The sequence below is a fragment of the Sphingomonas sp. OK281 genome, assembly GCF_900115295.1.
Taxonomy (GTDB): Bacteria; Pseudomonadota; Alphaproteobacteria; order Sphingomonadales; family Sphingomonadaceae; genus Sphingomonas.
The window spans coordinates 40,685-56,923 of the sequence record NZ_FOVZ01000007.1 but is presented as its reverse complement, the minus strand read 5'-3'; the positions used below and the strand labels follow the sequence as shown (position 1 = coordinate 56,923).

The 16,239-nt window shown below is 63.6% G+C and carries 9 protein-coding genes and 1 pseudogene; 1 reads left to right on the top strand and 9 read right to left on the bottom strand.

The annotated features are described in order from the left end of the window. Positions 1–163: 163 nt before the first annotated feature. The 9 genes and pseudogenes from BM244_RS19810 to BM244_RS23660 form a co-directional block, all read right to left on the bottom strand. Entirely contained in the window at positions 164–3,139 is a 2,976-nt protein-coding gene (locus BM244_RS19810; RefSeq protein ID WP_175518321.1) for a TonB-dependent receptor, read from the bottom strand. A 522-nt stretch (positions 3,140–3,661) separates the two neighbouring features. After that, positions 3,662–3,957, bottom strand: a pseudogene (locus BM244_RS23665) (integrase); the annotation flags it as partial. 195 nt (positions 3,958–4,152) lie between these two features. Continuing rightward, positions 4,153–5,181 carry a family 8 glycosyl hydrolase gene (locus BM244_RS19800; RefSeq protein ID WP_302847305.1) on the bottom strand — a complete coding sequence of 343 codons (1,029 nt, stop codon included), beginning with the start codon at positions 5,179–5,181 and terminating at the stop codon, positions 4,153–4,155. 22 nt (positions 5,182–5,203) lie between these two features. After that, entirely contained in the window at positions 5,204–5,650 is a 447-nt protein-coding gene (locus BM244_RS19795; protein ID WP_175518319.1) for a cellulose biosynthesis protein BcsD, read from the bottom strand. A gap of 5 nt (positions 5,651–5,655) precedes the next feature. Then, on the bottom strand, positions 5,656–9,012 hold the full coding sequence (locus BM244_RS19790) for a cellulose synthase subunit BcsC-related outer membrane protein (RefSeq protein ID WP_093400644.1): 3,357 nt from the start codon (positions 9,010–9,012) through the stop codon (positions 5,656–5,658). Then, the gene (gene bcsA, locus BM244_RS19785) at positions 9,009–13,361 is read right to left on the bottom strand and encodes a UDP-forming cellulose synthase catalytic subunit (RefSeq protein WP_093400643.1); all 4,353 of its coding nucleotides are present in this window, start codon (positions 13,359–13,361) and stop codon (positions 9,009–9,011) included. The genes BM244_RS19790 and bcsA overlap by 4 nt, the downstream gene beginning before the upstream one ends. Further along, a complete protein-coding gene (locus BM244_RS19780; protein WP_093400642.1) occupies positions 13,358–14,074 on the bottom strand; it encodes a cellulose synthase operon protein YhjQ/BcsQ in 717 nt (238 codons plus the stop codon). Before BM244_RS19780 ends, bcsA begins: the two co-directional genes overlap by 4 nt. Then, positions 14,074–14,367: a hypothetical protein gene (locus BM244_RS19775; RefSeq protein WP_093400641.1), complete on the bottom strand. Its 294-nt coding sequence runs from the start codon at positions 14,365–14,367 to the stop codon at positions 14,074–14,076. The genes BM244_RS19780 and BM244_RS19775 overlap by 1 nt, the downstream gene beginning before the upstream one ends. A 308-nt stretch (positions 14,368–14,675) precedes the next feature. Beyond that, on the bottom strand, positions 14,676–15,116 hold the full coding sequence (locus BM244_RS23660) for a hypothetical protein (protein WP_254784636.1): 441 nt from the start codon (positions 15,114–15,116) through the stop codon (positions 14,676–14,678). Between BM244_RS23660 and BM244_RS23900 the strand changes: the two genes are divergently transcribed. Further along, entirely contained in the window at positions 15,001–15,612 is a 612-nt protein-coding gene (locus tag BM244_RS23900; RefSeq protein WP_368086096.1) for a GGDEF domain-containing protein, read from the top strand. The two genes, BM244_RS23660 and BM244_RS23900, sit on opposite strands and share 116 nt — an antisense overlap. Positions 15,613–16,239: the final 627 nt, after the last annotated feature.

Below are 16,239 nucleotides of genomic sequence, written 5' to 3'. Positions count from 1 at the left end.
CGGGCGTTACCTGCTCGGCAGCGCTATCATTCGATTGGGTTGCCGAGTCAGCGACAGGACGATGATGCATAGGGACTTCCTTGAGATCACACGCTGGACGCGCAATCGGCCGGGTAGGGGGCATCCCGGCCGATCACGGATTTCTATACTCGCAACCTGACTTCTAGAAGCGGAAGCGCGCCCCCGCCGTTACCGTGCGGCCCATGGCGCGTACGCCGTTGGGCAAATCGGGATTGATGAAGTAGAAGCTCTTGTCGACCGCGTTGAGCATGTTCTGCGCCTCGATTGTGAAGGTCAGATACTTGATCGGCGTGAGGTTGACCGCGCTGTCCAGCCGTCCCGTCGCCCTCGACGAAATGATGTAGGACTGGTTTACAGCATCGACGGCGGTCTGGTATTCCGACCGCCAGTTATACGCCAGTCGCGCGCTGAACATCGCCGTTTCGTAATAACCGATCAGATTGTAGGACCAGCGTGATGCGAAGGGCGCACGTCGCTTGACCAGATCGTACGCGGTCGGGCCGTCAACGGGCTGAATCGCGGCCTCCACCGGAAGCGAAAGATCGGCCGTGGGGATCCAGGTGGCATTGGCGGTTGCGCCGAAGTTGCGCAGGAAGCCTGGGAGGAAGGTGAAGAAACCGGTCGCCTGGAACTCCAGCCCCTGCGTCTTGCCCGGGCCGGCATTGCGCGTTTTGTAGACGTCGCGGGTATCTCCGAGTTCTGGCACGAACTCGCGCTGGCGAGTGTTATAGATGAAGCCCTTCTGGCTTTTGGAGAAGCCGGTCAGCGAGATGATGCCGCCTTTCCCGAAATACCATTCAAGTGCCAGATTATAGTCGTTGGTCGTCGTCGGGACCAGCGCAGGGTTGCCCGCATACACGGGGGACCCTGGATTACGGTAATCGATCTGCCGCCAGTTGCGTAGATCGAACAGGCTAGGACGCTGCACGTTGTAGCTGTAACTGCCGCGAAGCTGCACCTTGTCCGTGAAGTGAACCGTCGCAAACGCGCTGGGAAGCAGGTCGACGTAATTGCGGTTCACCGCCGTGTCCTGCACCACATCTGGTCCGAAAACACCCGTGGGCTGGCCGGCCGGATTCAGGATCGGAGCGCCGAGCTGCAGGTTCCGGCCCGTTATCGAGCCGTAGGTGTTGACGTATCGCAGACCGACGTTGCCGTCGATCGGGAAAGCCGCCTTGAAAGCATAATCCACGGTGGCGTACGCCGCGAACGTGTTTTCCTTAGACTGGCTGGAATAGACGATATCGTCGGCATTTGGACGATCCGTACCGAACAACGATGCTACGCCAGCATCCCTGCCGATGCCGTCAAGAAATTCCGGATTGTTGGCTGTGATGAACTTTGTCACCGCGGGCCAGTTGTTGTACAGCTGATCGCTGTTCAGCTGTACCCAGGACAGCGGTGAGCCGCCCGGAAGTTCCGGCGTGATCGTAACCGCGCTGACGCCCGGAAGAGCGGATAACAGTGGCTGCCGCACGGGATCGAACCAGCCGGCAAATCGATAGCTGCTGTTATAGCCGTACGTGTTACGCGTCAAACGTGCGCCCAACTTCGCCGATCGGAACAACCCAGTGGAACTCAACTCTTTCCAAAGGTCTGTCTGTGCCGAGAACTGCGTATTTTCTCCCGCGCCAATATTGTCGTTAAGCGATTCCAGCCGGGCAAGGGCGGGGTCCGTCGGCGAGACATTGAAGGCGAAGAACGGACCGTTGCCCTTCACCGCCGGCGAGTCGAAGTCGACTCGTGCCGAGGTCAGGCCGAGATACGTGCCAACATGGCCGTTGGAATAATATTGGTTGTTGCTCCACTGATACTGAGTCGTGAAGTCGATCCTGATGCCGGGAGATTCGAAGTGGGTTTCGAAATTGGTGCGGTACGTATTGGCCTTTCCATCGGATCGGCCGCCGGTGAAACCCGCGTTTACCTTGCCGAAATTTGCGATCGATCCGGTAGCAGTAGGTAGATTGAGGATATCATATCCCAGTAGCGCGCCGCCGGGCGAAACCCGGACATTGCGAAGCGTGTAGTAATCCTCGCGCGTCCGCAGGAAGAGCGAATTGAACTGATCGCTCGACTCCTCGCCGAAATATGACCCCTCTAGAACGAAGCTCAGCTTGCTGCTGGGTCGCCATTGCACCGCTGCGCTAAGCGACTTTTGTTCGCGTTCACCGCTGTTTTCACCATAGGCCGCTCTATAGGGCGTGACCACGGTGTCGCGTTGGCCGGCTGGCAAACTCTGTCGGATCGTACAGGTCGGGCAGCCGACCAGATCGGGCGACTCACTGTAGTTATAGGCTTCCTGGTATTTAGGCTTGCTGTAGGCGCCGTTGATCAGGAACCCCATCTCGCCAATTCCGGTATCGAACCGTTTGGCGACAAGCAGGCTTCCTGAGGGGCTCCACAGCTTGCCCAGTTCGCCATATTGTTCTTTCACGCCACCTGCTACGGTCCAGCCTTTGCGCAGGTCGAGCGGGCGGCGCAGTTCGATGTTGACCGATCCGCCGATGCCGCCTTCGATCTGATCAGCTGTGCGGGTCTTGTAGACTTCGATCGACTTGACCAGTTCTGCGGGAACGCTTTCGAGCGCCAGAGTGCGGCCGGCGCCGCCCGGAAGCGGTGCGGTCGAAGATTCGACACCGTTCACGGTCGTTTGGACACCATCGAGACCGCGAATGTTGTAGCCGTTGGCGCGGCCCTGGCTGCGGGTTACGGTGACGCCTGTTACCCGCGCCATTGCCTCCACGACGTTATTGTCGGGTAGCTTGCCCGCATCTTCCGCGGTCACGACATCGACGATCTGTCGCGCACGATGTTTACGATCGATCGAGTTCTGGACGCTCTGCCGGATACCGGTGACGATGATGTCGCCACCGGCGACAGTTGGGGATCCTTCGATGCGACGAGTATGAGCGGCAACCTTACCAGCGCGCGCCGAGCGGCGCGTCTCCCGCACAGCCTTGCGCTTCGCGCTGCGTTCAGCACGCGTCTGCTTCACTTCGGGGTCGTGTATTTGGCTTGGTATCGGAGCAGCTAGCGCTTCCGTAGCGGCAAGTCCTATAGAAAGCGCCACCATGGCCGAGCCCATCGCGAACAACCTTATCGTTTCACGCTGCAACATGATCTTCCCCCTTAAAATGACCGCGATTCCCCGTATCATATATGGTATACTTTATCTTGTTACGGGTGCTGTCAACTCTTTACTCAGGGTACTATTGGCAAAAAGTGTGGGTCTCACGGCAAGGAGATTGATGTCGGCAAGCGATCGCGGCGCTGTGAACCTCAGCGTTCTTGATGACTCATGAAGCGTTTGTGGCCTGCAGCCGACCATCTTCGCCATCGATACCCGTCGGCCATAACGATGGGCGATCTTGTTCATGATCAGACACCATCCGTACCGCTCGCCGGGACGTCGGGCGCAAACTGATTAGCCGTCTTCCTCCCCATGATTTTACCTTCTTAGCTTCCGTGAATGGTGAAGAACGGCCTGCTCTGCGACGGAATTGGGCCAACAAAACCGCTGGAGACTAATCACTGGCGAGAAGTCGAAGCCCTGTCTGACAAGGCCCTTCCGTTCGACATATCTCTCAAGAACGGCAGCTTCATCTCAATGTTCGCTCTCAAACGCCCTGCCGGCCGGTTCGAGGACCTCGAACTGCACAGGGCGCTTGATTTTTTTCTGCACTCCAACCGCGCCATTTCGGATCCGGCCGCCGGCGACTATGTCGCCGATGCGCTCCTTAACGACGTCGCAGCCGCGCAGCTTGCTATCGATCGCAAAGTCGAAAAGCGCTCGGGCCCGGAGATGCCGGTGCTGGCCCAGCCAAAATCGAAGGGCCCAACTTGCTGAGGTTTGAGGGCGCGCTTTGCGCCCTGCACTCGAACCTCGTTGCAGGGGCGGAGTTCATGAGAAACTGGATCTAACGATGAGTGCCCCATCGCATATCTCCACGGTGTCGAGCTATCGCTGCTCAGTACACTGATGAAGGTAAATTACTCGTTTCTATTTGGTTGGCGCCGATCCCGGTGAACAAGCGGCAAAGTTGCGCCAGTCATCGTTCTGTGGAGGTACCCTTTAGTTTTACGGATATCTCGGCTCGTCTCGCTCGCTGCCGTAAATTAACCGCTGGAGGCTCAGGGAAAGGCCGCGGTGAGGCATTGCAGCGCGGCCGCATAATAGTCGGTCGAAAGCGTATTGGGTGCGCGCATACCGAGCGTGCGACTTACCACTGCGCGTCCGCCGTCGGACAGCGGGTATTCGGCAAACTGCCCCGACACAACGTCGGTCCAGGCAGGGATTTGTTCCGCGGGCATCGATCGCCACCAGGAGCAGATTGGCTCGACCAGCGCGCTCCGGCCCGACACGCTGGCGAACAGCGGAACGCGGATCGCGTCGAAGCCGAACCGTGGCGGCTTGTCCGCGGTGGGTGCAACCGCGCCGGTATTCGATACGTCGATCCAGTCGGTCGGCAGGCGATGCGCGCCGAAGCGGGCGGCGTTTAGCAACGCCTCGCCGTCGGTGATGATCCGCCGCCAGACAGCCGCATTGCTGGTCTTCGCGAACAGGTCGAGCGCCGGCCAGACGTAATAGCAGGGGTTGATCGTCGTGCGTGCCGCAGTTGAGAACCCGTCCAACCCGGGCAACAGCAGCATCCGCCCGCCCACCATCTTAACGAGACGGCTGGCGATAGCATCGACGATCGCTCGCGACCGCGCCGCATAACGGGGCTCGCGCCACCGGTTCGCCGCCTTTGCGAGAGCGTAGGCGATGAGCAGGTCGCCATCGGTCGCGTTGTTGCGATCAGCGACGGGATTGGCCGCGCGCGGATCGTAGCGCCAAACGTAGAGCGCGACGTCCGGCCGGGCGAGTTTAGCTTCGGTCCAGGCAAGAATCTTGTCGAACGCGGCGCGATCGCCCGCCGCCTCCGAAAGCAGCAGACCATAGCTCTGGCCTTCGCTGTGGCTGACGCCGCCATTGCCGTTATCGACGATCCGGCCGTCGTCGGCCATGAACCGCTGTTTGAAGCTTGCCCAGTTCACGCCGTTTGCAGCACCAGTCGCGGGCAGGGCCCGGGGCTCGATTGCCGCGCTCTTCTCGGTAGCGACTGCCCTATCGTCTGGTGAACGCGCCTTGCTGCATCCGGCAATAGCCAGACCGGCCATTCCCGCCATGACGTGTCGACGATCAACGTCCATGCTTCAGTCGTGCCTCCGTATCGCTCCACCACAGGGTGCGTGTCGTTAGGTTGGCCCCGCTGCCCAGCGTATGCAACCAGGCGTCGTACGCCCCTTCCAGCAACGGTCGCAGGGTCTGTTCGGTTGCACCGCCGAGGATCGGCGCCAGCCGACGGGCAAAGCCGGTATGCGTGATCAACAGGCCGTCCTCGGCCAGTTCGAACCGCACTTCGCCGCAGTCATGCTCGCGCCACAACCGGTTGATCGAAGCGGCGAGCGCAGCGATATCCTGCGCGTCGCCGACCGGATGCGCGCCTGCGATCCGTGCGCCGACCGCGCGAAAGAACGCGCGTCGCTGCGCCGTGGTGGCGCCGCCACCGACTTCGGCGATGATGCTTCCCAGCAACAAGGAGGCGGCAGTGGTTTCGGTCGCGTTGTCGGTGGACCATTCACTCATCGCGTTCATTTGGCTCCCCCCAGGGACTGGCGCAATTCGAAAGTCGATCGGTAGTCGTCATAGGTCCCGAACGTGTTGGCGCTGGCCGAAGCACCGATCCGGGTGTTTGGGTTCAGGCGATAGAACAACGATCCGTCCGCCGAAAAGGCGAAACCGGTGTTACTCAGGCTGTCGTAGTAGGAGCGGACGTCCGTGTTCCGCGCCTTCAACGCATCGAGTTCGGCCTGCGCATTCGGATCGGTCGGATAGATCGGCGCACGATCCTGTTCGAAGCTCTGATAGCCCGGCGCGACGCCCAGGCGCCCCTCCCACCGTGTCGAAGTATACGCGTAGCGGATCGGCAGGCTCATGCTGAGGAAGCTCTGCGGGCTGAAATACCCGCCGTGCCCGTAGGTGAAGTAGTTCTGGTTGTTGTCGAACGCCTGCCAGTTGAGGTTGAGACCGCCGGTCAGCGTCGAATGCCCGTCACGGTAGAGAGGCAGATAGCCACCGGCATTCGCCTGGTACCCGCGGTTCTGTCGGACGTTCTCGCCGGTATAGCGATAGCCGGAGACATCGGCGTAGACGCCCGTTCCCTCGTCGTCCCACGACAGCGACGCGCCACCGCCGGTCCGCATGACCTGGCCCCAGCGTTCACCCGTGACAGGATCGCGCGTGCCGGCATAGGACGCGACGCTGTCCGTGACCGGCTCGCGTTTGACCCAGCCTTGCGCCGAAACCGTACGCGAGATCTTGGGCTTGGCGGTGAAGCCCCACGTGACTTCGGTATTATCGAACCCGATCGGCGTCGATCCGACCTCGATCCGGACGCCGGGGCTGTCGTATGATGCCGCGACCGCGACGCCGGACGCATGCTGCGTATCCGCCTGAACGAGTGCGGACGGCAATGCGTTAACGATCCCTTGCGCCTCAGGCGTAGCGTTGCGGCCGAACCGAGCGAGCGCGGAGCCGGTCGGGCGGCCGGAGTCGATCACGACCGGCGTGGCGGAGACGGAGACGCGACCACCGGCGACACCGGTGGAGAGCGTTGCGGTACCCGACAGTTCGCGCAGTTCGCTCAGGCCGGTCTCGCCCGAACGCTCGCGGAAGCCGAGCTTCATTTCCGCACGGGGGCCGGTGTCGTCGCTTAGGCGAGCGATATCGTCGCGTAGACGGATGAGCGTTGCATCGCCACTTGCAACGCCGGCCTGGGGTACGGCGCCGTTCGAGGATGTGTAGCTGCCCGACGAAAAGCCCGTTGGTGCCGGAACACCGGGTGTGCCTGCGCCGTATCCGGGCGCCACGGTGAAGGCCATCGGCGTCGAAGAGCGGCCGGGCTTGGAAGTCGGGATCGGCCCGGCGCTCAATGCAAACGGGTTTGCGGCAACGACTGGCGCCTGTTCGGCTTGGCGGAAGGGATTGCCCGAGCCCATGCTCGCGGCGAACGGGTTGGCACCGCTTAGCGTGGCACCGGTGCCGGAGCGCGCTGCATAGGCTGTTTCGGCGCGGCGCAGATAGCGTTTCGCTGCCCCTCGGTCGCCACGGGCCTGCTCCATCTGACCGGCAGCGGCGTAGATCTCGTAATCGTCTGGATAGGCAGCCAGCGCGCGGTCCACGGTCGCGGTGGCGACGTCGTGGTTGCCGCCTGCGCCTGCGCTGCCGATCAAGCCGATCAGCGCGCCCTTGTCCCGTGGATTTGCGGCGAGCACCATCTGGTAGGTCTGAGCGGCCTGCGACGGCATGTTGCCCGACTGGTACAGCCGACTGAGCGCCCCCAGCACGTCGGCATTGCCTGGCGACGCGGTCCATGCCTGTTGCAGGAGGTCGAATGCCTGCGCGTTCTGGCCTGCGAGCCTCATCCGGTCCGCCTGCGACGACGCGGCAATCCCCTCGAGCCGGGCAATCGCCGGCGCGGCGGACGCGGACCCCGCCGATGCGGTCCGCGCGCGGTCGATGGCGCTGGCGACCGTGGCATCCTGCCCCGTACGAGCCAATACGCGGACGATCGGCTCATAGTCCGCCGTCGCCGGACTTGCGGCCAGCGCGCGCTCGGCAAGCGGGACGGCGCCGGCCTGATCGCCCAGATCGTTCAGACCGCCAGCGATCGACGCGAGCGACGCTGCGCTGAGCGTCGGAGTCATGCCGATCTGGCGCAAGGTTGCGATCGCCTCGCCGCCACGGCCCAGCGCTGCGATCGCCTTGGCACGCGCGACGGCGGCATCGACGGCGATCTGTGCCTCGAACCGGCGAATTGCGGGCGTCTTCTGCGCTTCGGTCAGTCGCGACAGCAACGATGTCGCCTGCGCCTGTCGGCCGCGCTCGTTGTGGAGCATCGCCGCGGCGTACAGTGCGTCGGCGGTACCGATCGTCTGGATTGACTGGATCAGCGCCTCGGCCTCGGGCGTACGGCCCTGCCCGATCATGTACCGCGCATACTCGTAGCGGATCCACGGGTCCGCCGGGTCGAGCATCAGCCCGCGTTGGAACAGGGCATCTGCCTTCGCCGGGTCGCCGTGCGTGGCGGCCTGCAACGCATCGTTGCGCATCACGCGGCTTTCGAGCTGGGCTGCACTGCCGCCGGCGGATCCTGCTTGCCGTGCAAGATCGGCCGAGTCGGCATAGCGACCCTGGCGTTCGTAGATGTCGGCGAGCAACGCCAATGCGGGCCCGCGATCCTTGACGCCGGTACGTGCGAGCGCTTCGGCCTGGGTCTGTGCGCCAGCGACATCGCCGGCCGCGAGCCGCGCGCGGGCGTCGTCGAGCCCGGCGTAGAATTGCGCGGACGCCAAGGCTTCCGACCAGCGCGCCCGGTTGCCGCGTGCCGAAGCGCGCGAGAGGAGTTCGGCGGCCTCAGCGAAGCGCGACTGCCGTAGCCGGACGACGCCGAGGCCACCTGCCGCGTCCACATCGTTGCGGTTGTTGGCCAGCGCCGCCTCGAACTGGCGTTGCGCCTGTACGAGATCGCCCTGTTCTAGCGAACGGAAGCCTGCCGAGCGGGAATCGCCGCCGCGGTCGGATGGCGTCGATACGGAACGACGTGCCGGGGCTGGTACCGAAACCGCACGCGCCGCGGTTGTGGGCGTCGGTGCAGGCCCGGTCATGCCCGCCGGAGCCTGCGCTGGCGCCCTGCTCGGTCGGGCGGCAGGTGCCGGGGCTGGAGCACTCGACGTCGATAAGGCGCGACGGGCTTCCGCGTTCGAGGGATCGATCGCGAGTACGCGGCGATAGGCGGTCCGCGCGAGGTCGGCGCGGCCCCGTGATTGCCAATACCGCCCTTGCTGGACGAGCGCGTCGACACCGGCGACCTGTGCCACCGCAGGTTGGACGAGGAGCGGCGACGCGATGCCCGCGGTCAGCAGCGCGAGCGTGGTGAAGCGCATCATGCCGCGTCCTCCGACCCGAGCCGGCGACGTTGCTGGCGCACCAGCAGCAGGTACAGCGGCCCTGCTAGCAGCAGCGCGATCAGCAGCCCGCTGAGCGCCATCAGCAACGGCCGCTCGCTGAACCACCAGCCGATCCGCATCCACACCGGCAGCGATCCCGACCAATAGGTCTGGCCGACCGCAAAGCTGCGCATGCCCTCGCCGTTGGTCACCGACAGGTCGCCCTGGACCTGCGCGTTGATCCGCTGTTCGGCGAGACCCTGGACCAGTTCGGGCAGGTCGGCGGTATTGGTGCTCATCACCGCCACCACCGTTCGCGCCGCATCATAGGGCGAACGGAAGCTGACGAACCCGTTAAAACGCTCGGACGTGGTCAGGAACGCGTTGGTCTCGCCGACGTCGCTCTCGCCATAAGGCGAGATCAGGCCGAAGACGCGTTCGATCGGATTGCGTTCGACGACCCGCAGGTTGCCGTTCTCGATCCGCACCGGCGCACCGGCGAACAGCGCGGTCGCGCCGGCCGTCCGTGGGATACCGATGACCAGCACGTCATGTCCTTCGAGCCGGTCGCCGTCCGAGGCCTGCGTGACGGTAACGCCCGTCGTCGCGGCACCGGTCGAGTCGCCGAAGCGGCCCATCATTGCCAGGAACGCCTCGACGATACCCAGGTCGGGCGAGGCGGGGACGACGACGACGGTCTCGGTAAGGTCGGGACTGATCGTGAAGGGATAGCCTGCGTTCGCGAAGGTCGCGAGGCTCGGCATCCGCTGCGCATGATAGGCGTGCGTCAGGTCGATCGCGCTGTCCGGGTCGATCGCGACATGGACGTTCTCGGGCAGCGTGCCCTCACACTTCTTCTTGGTGCCCAGGATCAGATTGTAATCGAAGATCAGCTCGTTCTGGCCGAACAGATTGTAGTTCGGCAGTTCGACCTTGGCGCGAGCCTGGCTCGACGATGCGCCGTCCTGGCCGCCGATCAGCGCGTTCCACCACGCCGCGCCGGCGAGCGGCAGCGTCCGCAGATACTGGTTGTTGATCGAGATATCGAGCCGCGACGCGCGCCGATCGAGCCACGACGCCGACGGATAGCGATAGCGCAGGTCGAGCGACGCGCCGCCGCGTGGCCAGAAGAACAGGTCTGGTGCGGTACGGAATGCCGCGGTGAGCGGCCCCGGTGGCAGGCCGACGCCCTGCAGGGCGCGCGGGTCCATGATCTCGCCCAGTTTGACGGCACGGTCGGAGCGGAGCCAGCGGGGTGCGGCGTAGCGCGCATAGGTCGGGATGCGGACACCGTCGAACGACGCGGCGGCGCCACCGATTGTACCGCGGCCCGTGGCGAGCGCCGCAGCGGCGAGCTTCAGTTCGCGCTCGTCGCGGCCCATTACCAGCAGTAGCTGGCCGAAACCGTCTAACGGGTTGCGGATTACCTGTGCCGATGGCCCGGCGATGGTCGGAACGTAGCTGCCGACGCGCATGCCGGGACGCAGGAACACGATCGCATTGCCGCGCGGGATGCGGCCATAGCTCGGCTTGAACGCGAACCCGCGATAGCTGGCCAGCCGTCCGAACCAGGATGCGACACTGGCCGCGGCCTCGAGTTCGCCATTCGACGGCGCCGCGCCGAACACGAACGGCAGGTTGAGCGGCAAATTGTCGGCGCGATCGAAGAATGGCGACGGCAGCCGTGCAAGGTCCGGCCCGAGCGGCAGGCGCTGGATCGTCAGGTCGAGCGCAGAGCGCGTATTGCTGACGTTCGCCCAGAGCGAGCTGTGGAACGGGTCCTCGCAATCACGGGTATAGTGACCGATCAAGCGCAGGTTGAGCTGGTTGTCGCCCGGCAGGAACAGCGCGGGATTGACCGCCATCGTAAGCTGCTGGCCGCCGGCACCGTCGGGCGTCAACCGGACGGTGCGGACGACTTCACCGTTCAGTATCACGACGAACTGGCTGAGATCGGCCAGCAAGGCGGGCGACCAGGCGAGCGCGAGCGTCAGATTGGCGGCGGTGACGACCTCGTTACTGCGAAGGCCGAACGGGATTGCGATCTCGCCGCGGGTACCGGCAAGGCGGATCGCGCTGCGGATCCGCAGGTCGCGCAGTGTGAGGCGCTCCTGGCGGATGCCGCCCGGTGCTTCGGATGCGGACACCGGTACGGTGGGCGCCTGCGCGGCGACCGGCTGCGGTAGGCCGACGCTCATCACCAACGCGGCGGCGGCCAGCGCGGCGGTCGCGGCCTTCAGCCGGGTACGCTCGCGCCGGCGTTCCGCGCGATTGAAGCCGAGCAGGCGCTTCAGCGTGACGAGATCGACCACTAGGATGTCGCGGAGCGAGCGCAGGGTCGACACGGGACGGCGCGGTGCCTCGGGTTCCCAGGCATCGTTGCGGCCCATGACGGCACGGACGAGTTGACGTAATTGAAGCATGTCGAGTTCCAGAAACCGCATGGTGGCCATGTTCTTGTCGACGCGTTGCGTCTGGACGGGGAGCGTGAGGACTTCGTCGCCCATCGGCAGCGCGACGTGGGTAACCTCGCGGTCGGCGAGTATCACGCCGGGGGGCGCGGTGATCGCGAGCCCGCCCATCGAAAGGTCGATCGTCTCCGCATCGACGACGTGGCCATCGGCGAAATAGAGCGTCGCCGGCAACTGGACGGGGATGCGGATATATTCACGGACCTGCCGCGTCTCGCGTGCGACCGACACCGCAGCGAGCAGGATGACGAGGCTGAAGACCGCCCACACTGTGTTCAACACCAGCGTATCGCCCTGGATGTTGAACAGATGCGCGAAGAAGAAGTATTTGACGCACCCGAAGGCGATCCCGAACAATACCAGCGCGATACAGATCAGGTGCGGGCGTGCTGTCGCGGTATCGAAATGCGTCTTGTCGAGCAGCGAGCCCTTGTCGGTGACGTTGAACTTGCCGCCGTGCGGACGGAACAGCGTGACGACGGTCGGCCTGACGAGGTGGAACGCGAGGATCGTCTCGTACACTTCGCCCCAGAACGGCCGGCGATCGCCACCCTGCAACCGCCCACCCGACACCTGCGCGCAATACAGATGCGCAGCGGCGTAGGCGAAGATCATGCCCGCAGACGCATGGATGATGTTCTCGCCAAGGATTAGATACGCCAGTGGGCTGGTCAGGAAGGCGATGCGCGGCAGCGGAAACTGGAAATGCAGCATTGCGTTAAGGTAACAAAACCGCTGCTGAAGGCTGAGACCGCGACCGAACAGCGGATTGTCGATGCGCAGGATCTGCGTCATCCCGCGAGCCCAGCGGATGCGCTGGCCGATGTGCAGCACCAGTCGCTCGGTCGCGAGTCCGGCGGACAGGCGGATGCCGAGATACGCGGTCGACCAGCCCATCCGTTGCAGGCGGAGCGCGGTATGCGCATCCTCCGTGACGGTCTCGAACGCGAACCCGTTGGTGTCGGCAAGCGCCTCGCGGCGGATGATCGCGCACGACCCGCAAAAGAAAGCGGCATCCCACAGATCGTTGCCGCGCTGAACCGCGCCGTAGAACAGGTCGCCCTCGCCCGGCAGATCACGAACCGAGCCCAAATTGCGCTGGACCGGATCGGGCGAATAGAAGTGATGCGGCGTCTGGACGAGCGCCAGTTTCTTGTCGCGCTGGAACCAGCCGACCGTCATCTGCAGGAAGGCGCGCGTCGGGACGTGATCGCAGTCGAAGATCGCGATCAGCGAGCCTTCGGTGTTCGACATCGCTGCGTTGAGGTTGCCCGCCTTCGCGTGGTTGTTGTCTGCGCGCGTGATGTAGCCGCAGCCGACAGACCGCGCGAACGCGCGGAATTCAGGGCGGCGACCGTCGTCTAGCAGGTAGACGTGATAGCGATCGCGCGGGTAATCCATGTCGAGCGCAGCGAGCACGGTCGTCCGCACGATCTCCAGGCTTTCGTTATAGGTCGGGATGTAGACGTCGACGGTCGGCCATTCGTGCGGCTCGCCCTCCGGTTCAACCGACTGGCGATCGAGCGGCCACGCGGTCTGAAGCACGCCGAGCGCGAGGATGATCCACGCATAGAGTTCGGCGAGGTACAGACCCATGCCGAGCACCGTGCCCAGCGCGCTTTCGAATTCGAGCGTCGCGGTGGTCCGCCAGAACAGATAGCGCGTCGATACGACAAGCGACAGCAAGGCGAGCACCAGCGTCCCGCGACGCGACTTCGACCGGCCGAGCACGATCGCGCCAAGGATCGATACGCCCGCGAAGCTCCACTGCGACTTCAGGTCGAGCGGCACCGTCACGACGACCAGCGTCAACAGCGCCGCGACGACGATGCCGAGCGTATCGGCGCGAAACGCCTTGCGGACCGATCCGGGGGTCATTCCGCCGGCTCCGTGGCGGCGACGAGGCCGCATCGCGCCTCGATCGCGATGGTCATTGCGGCGAGATCGGGGAGCACCACGCTCTGCTTGGCGTAGCGCGCGATCAGCTGGAACGACGCCAGCGCCTCGTTCACCGCCTCGTCGCGGCGGACCGTCGCGATCAAATTATCGCCGAACAGGGCGCGCAGGAAGATCTGCGAATGGCGCGACAATTTGCGCGTGTCGTCGACCTGGTTGAGCACGAACACGGTCTGTTCGAGGTCGATCGTCGACGTGCCCGGCTGGACCTTCGCCAACGCCGCGAGCGATGTCGGTTGCGGCACGAGCGTGCACAGGTGCAGCGCGGCGTGCGGCAACAGGCTGGTTTTCAGTGCAAGGTCCGCAGAGGCGACATCGGCGATCACGATCCGCTCGCTATCAAACGGCGACGCGGCCGACCGCGCGATCAGGCGTCCGAACGCGCCGCTCTGGACGGCGGCATAGCCCGACAGCAATTCGACCCCGTCGACGACGATGCCTTCGGTAGTGGCATCCGTCATCGCAGGGATTTCTTGCGCGGGCAGCATCCCGAAGAACAGCTTCAATGCGTCGGCGTGCGTGAAATCGATCGCGGAGACGTCGTGGCCTCGAGCGGCGAGACCAAGGGCGAGACGCGCGGTCAGGAACGTGGTTCCGACGCCGCCGACGGGCGAGTGGCACAAGATCAACGGCATCAGCGGCGCTCCGCATTGTCGTCGGAAAGCCCGGACAGGAACGCTCGCAGGCTACCACCCTGGCGCTGACCGGGCTCGCCGCGTACCGACAAGTCATCGTAATCGCTCAAGAAGTTCTTGGCGGGTGCCCTTTCCTCTGTCGCACGTTCCGCGCGGCCAACGACGCGCTCATCCTCTAGCAATGCCGCAAATAACGGCCACGGCTCGACGTCGGCAATTGGGTCGGCGAACTGGCGATACTGGAAATCACGCTGTCCCAATCTTGCTAATAGTGCCTTGGCATCGGGTCGCATCGAGAACTCCTTGTTTCCGAACCCTCGCCTAAATTGAAGATCAATTGGTTAATACCGGCGGTAATTTTCTTCCAATAGGTGCTATGCACTAGGGCTCAGGACTTGTTGGTGTGCCAGGTACAAGCGGATTCAGGCTCCGTGCGAAGACCCGGTGCGCACACACAAATTGGTCCTCCTAGGGGACTTCACGCCTTCCGATGGGAAGTCGACATGACCTACGACGCAGATCATGAGCTTCGCAATCTGCGGTCGCTGAAAGAGCATTGCGGCGACGGGTCCGCTTCGGTTGGGCCGGACATGAGGTTTCGCTACATCTCGTCGTCCGTAATGAGAATCCTTGGATGGCCAATGGGGTTGGTGATTGGTCGCGCCGTCGCCGATGTGTCGTGGTCGACGACGTGCTGATGATTGGAGCTGCGACTGCGCAACTTCGCGCCGGACTTAATCAGAAGCGCGATCGTCACCATGCGCGTGAAGCATCGAGACGGGACGATCGCGTGGGCCGAGATCACATCCCGGTCCATCGGCGAACCTGTTTCATCGGATCTCGGTGAGCGGGCTGTTGTGATACGGGATGTCACTGAACGCAAGGCATTGCAGGATGTTTTGACCTCTATGGCCATGAAGGACGGTTTGACCGGCCTTGCCAATCGGCGTGCCTTCGACATTGCACTTGCGGGCGCATGGTTGGAGGTACGGTTATCACGAACCCAGATGTCGCTGCTGCTAATCGGCGTGGACTTTTCCAAGGAGTTCAACGACGCCTACGGGCATCAGACCGGGGACGCCTGGTTCCGTGCGATATCGACAGCGCTTCAAGGACTGCCTCTTGCAGCGGGCGACGTCGTAGGGAGGTATGGCGGCGAGGAACTGGCCGTTATCCTACACCGCTCGTGCGCCGCGGAGGCGGTGGAGATGGCAGGGCTGGCGTGCGACGCGGTGCATTGTCTGCAGCTTCCACACAGGCAACCGCCCTACGGCGGATGGGACACTGACAATCAGCATCGGAGCAGCAACGGTCCTTTGGCGGGAAGGTGGGTCCGCAAACATGCCCCACGCCCTTATCGCCTCCGCCGATCGCGCGTTGTACCAAGCCAAGAGCAACGTACGAACCCGGGTATCGACCGGTCTTGTGCTGGGCGCGTCAGCCTAGCCGGCGGTGCAGACCAAAGGGTACTCGCATGCCGAACCTGCTGGATCTTAACGAGGCGACGTGTGGATGCTATTTCGTATCTGGTCGTTTAGCGCGCCAGCATGAAGATGAATGAGTGTCCGATGTTGGCGAGGGCGAAAGCCTCTTGAGCGTCAGCATCTGGGTCCGGCCGGCAGGCATAGGGCAGGGGACTGTTCGCCCAACATCGGTTGTTTAGCGGCAATCCTTATCGGCCTAGCACATGGCCATTACGCAAACAGCGTCGGCGAAATCATGCGTTGGATCGCCGTGTTCTAAGTACACCGCTTACCCCTAAATTACCCAACAGGGTCTTTCTCTTAAATCAGAGTGAGGCATGTGAGTCACGGTACGACCGAGCGGAGATCGACCCAGCGTTCAAACGATAATTACGCGCATCGACGGTAACTACAATGTCTACGGACGGAGTCGATCCGCCGCGTCCCGCCAATGGGCATCTCCACCCACTACGAGCAGGCGCAACGACAGGACCTTCGCGCCCCTGATCGGCACGAGCGCGGTAAGATTTGGCCTAGAAGCCTGAAACCGCACGCGTGTTCGTAGAGTCTTCGCATCACGGCATGCAGAGCTTCGGCGCAGATGATGAGCGGGGCGTCGCAGCGGAGAACGACTGACGCGGAGCAAGGGGTTATCCACGGCAGGTCATCGCGAACGACCGTCTGCGATCAAACCCTGTTGCC

Coding starts and splice junctions, on each gene's coding strand:
- BM244_RS19800 (WP_302847305.1), bottom strand. CDS start 5,181: ATGGCCGGTCTGGCTATTGCCGGATGCAGCAAGGCGCGTTCACCAGAC.
- bcsA (WP_093400643.1), bottom strand. CDS start 13,361: ATGACCCCCGGATCGGTCCGCAAGGCGTTTCGCGCCGATACGCTCGGC.
- BM244_RS19775 (WP_093400641.1), bottom strand. CDS start 14,367: ATGCGACCCGATGCCAAGGCACTATTAGCAAGATTGGGACAGCGTGAT.
- BM244_RS19780 (WP_093400642.1), bottom strand. CDS start 14,074: ATGCCGTTGATCTTGTGCCACTCGCCCGTCGGCGGCGTCGGAACCACG.
- BM244_RS19810 (WP_175518321.1), bottom strand. CDS start 3,139: ATGTTGCAGCGTGAAACGATAAGGTTGTTCGCGATGGGCTCGGCCATG.
- BM244_RS19795 (WP_175518319.1), bottom strand. CDS start 5,650: ATGAGTGAATGGTCCACCGACAACGCGACCGAAACCACTGCCGCCTCC.
- BM244_RS19790 (WP_093400644.1), bottom strand. CDS start 9,012: ATGATGCGCTTCACCACGCTCGCGCTGCTGACCGCGGGCATCGCGTCG.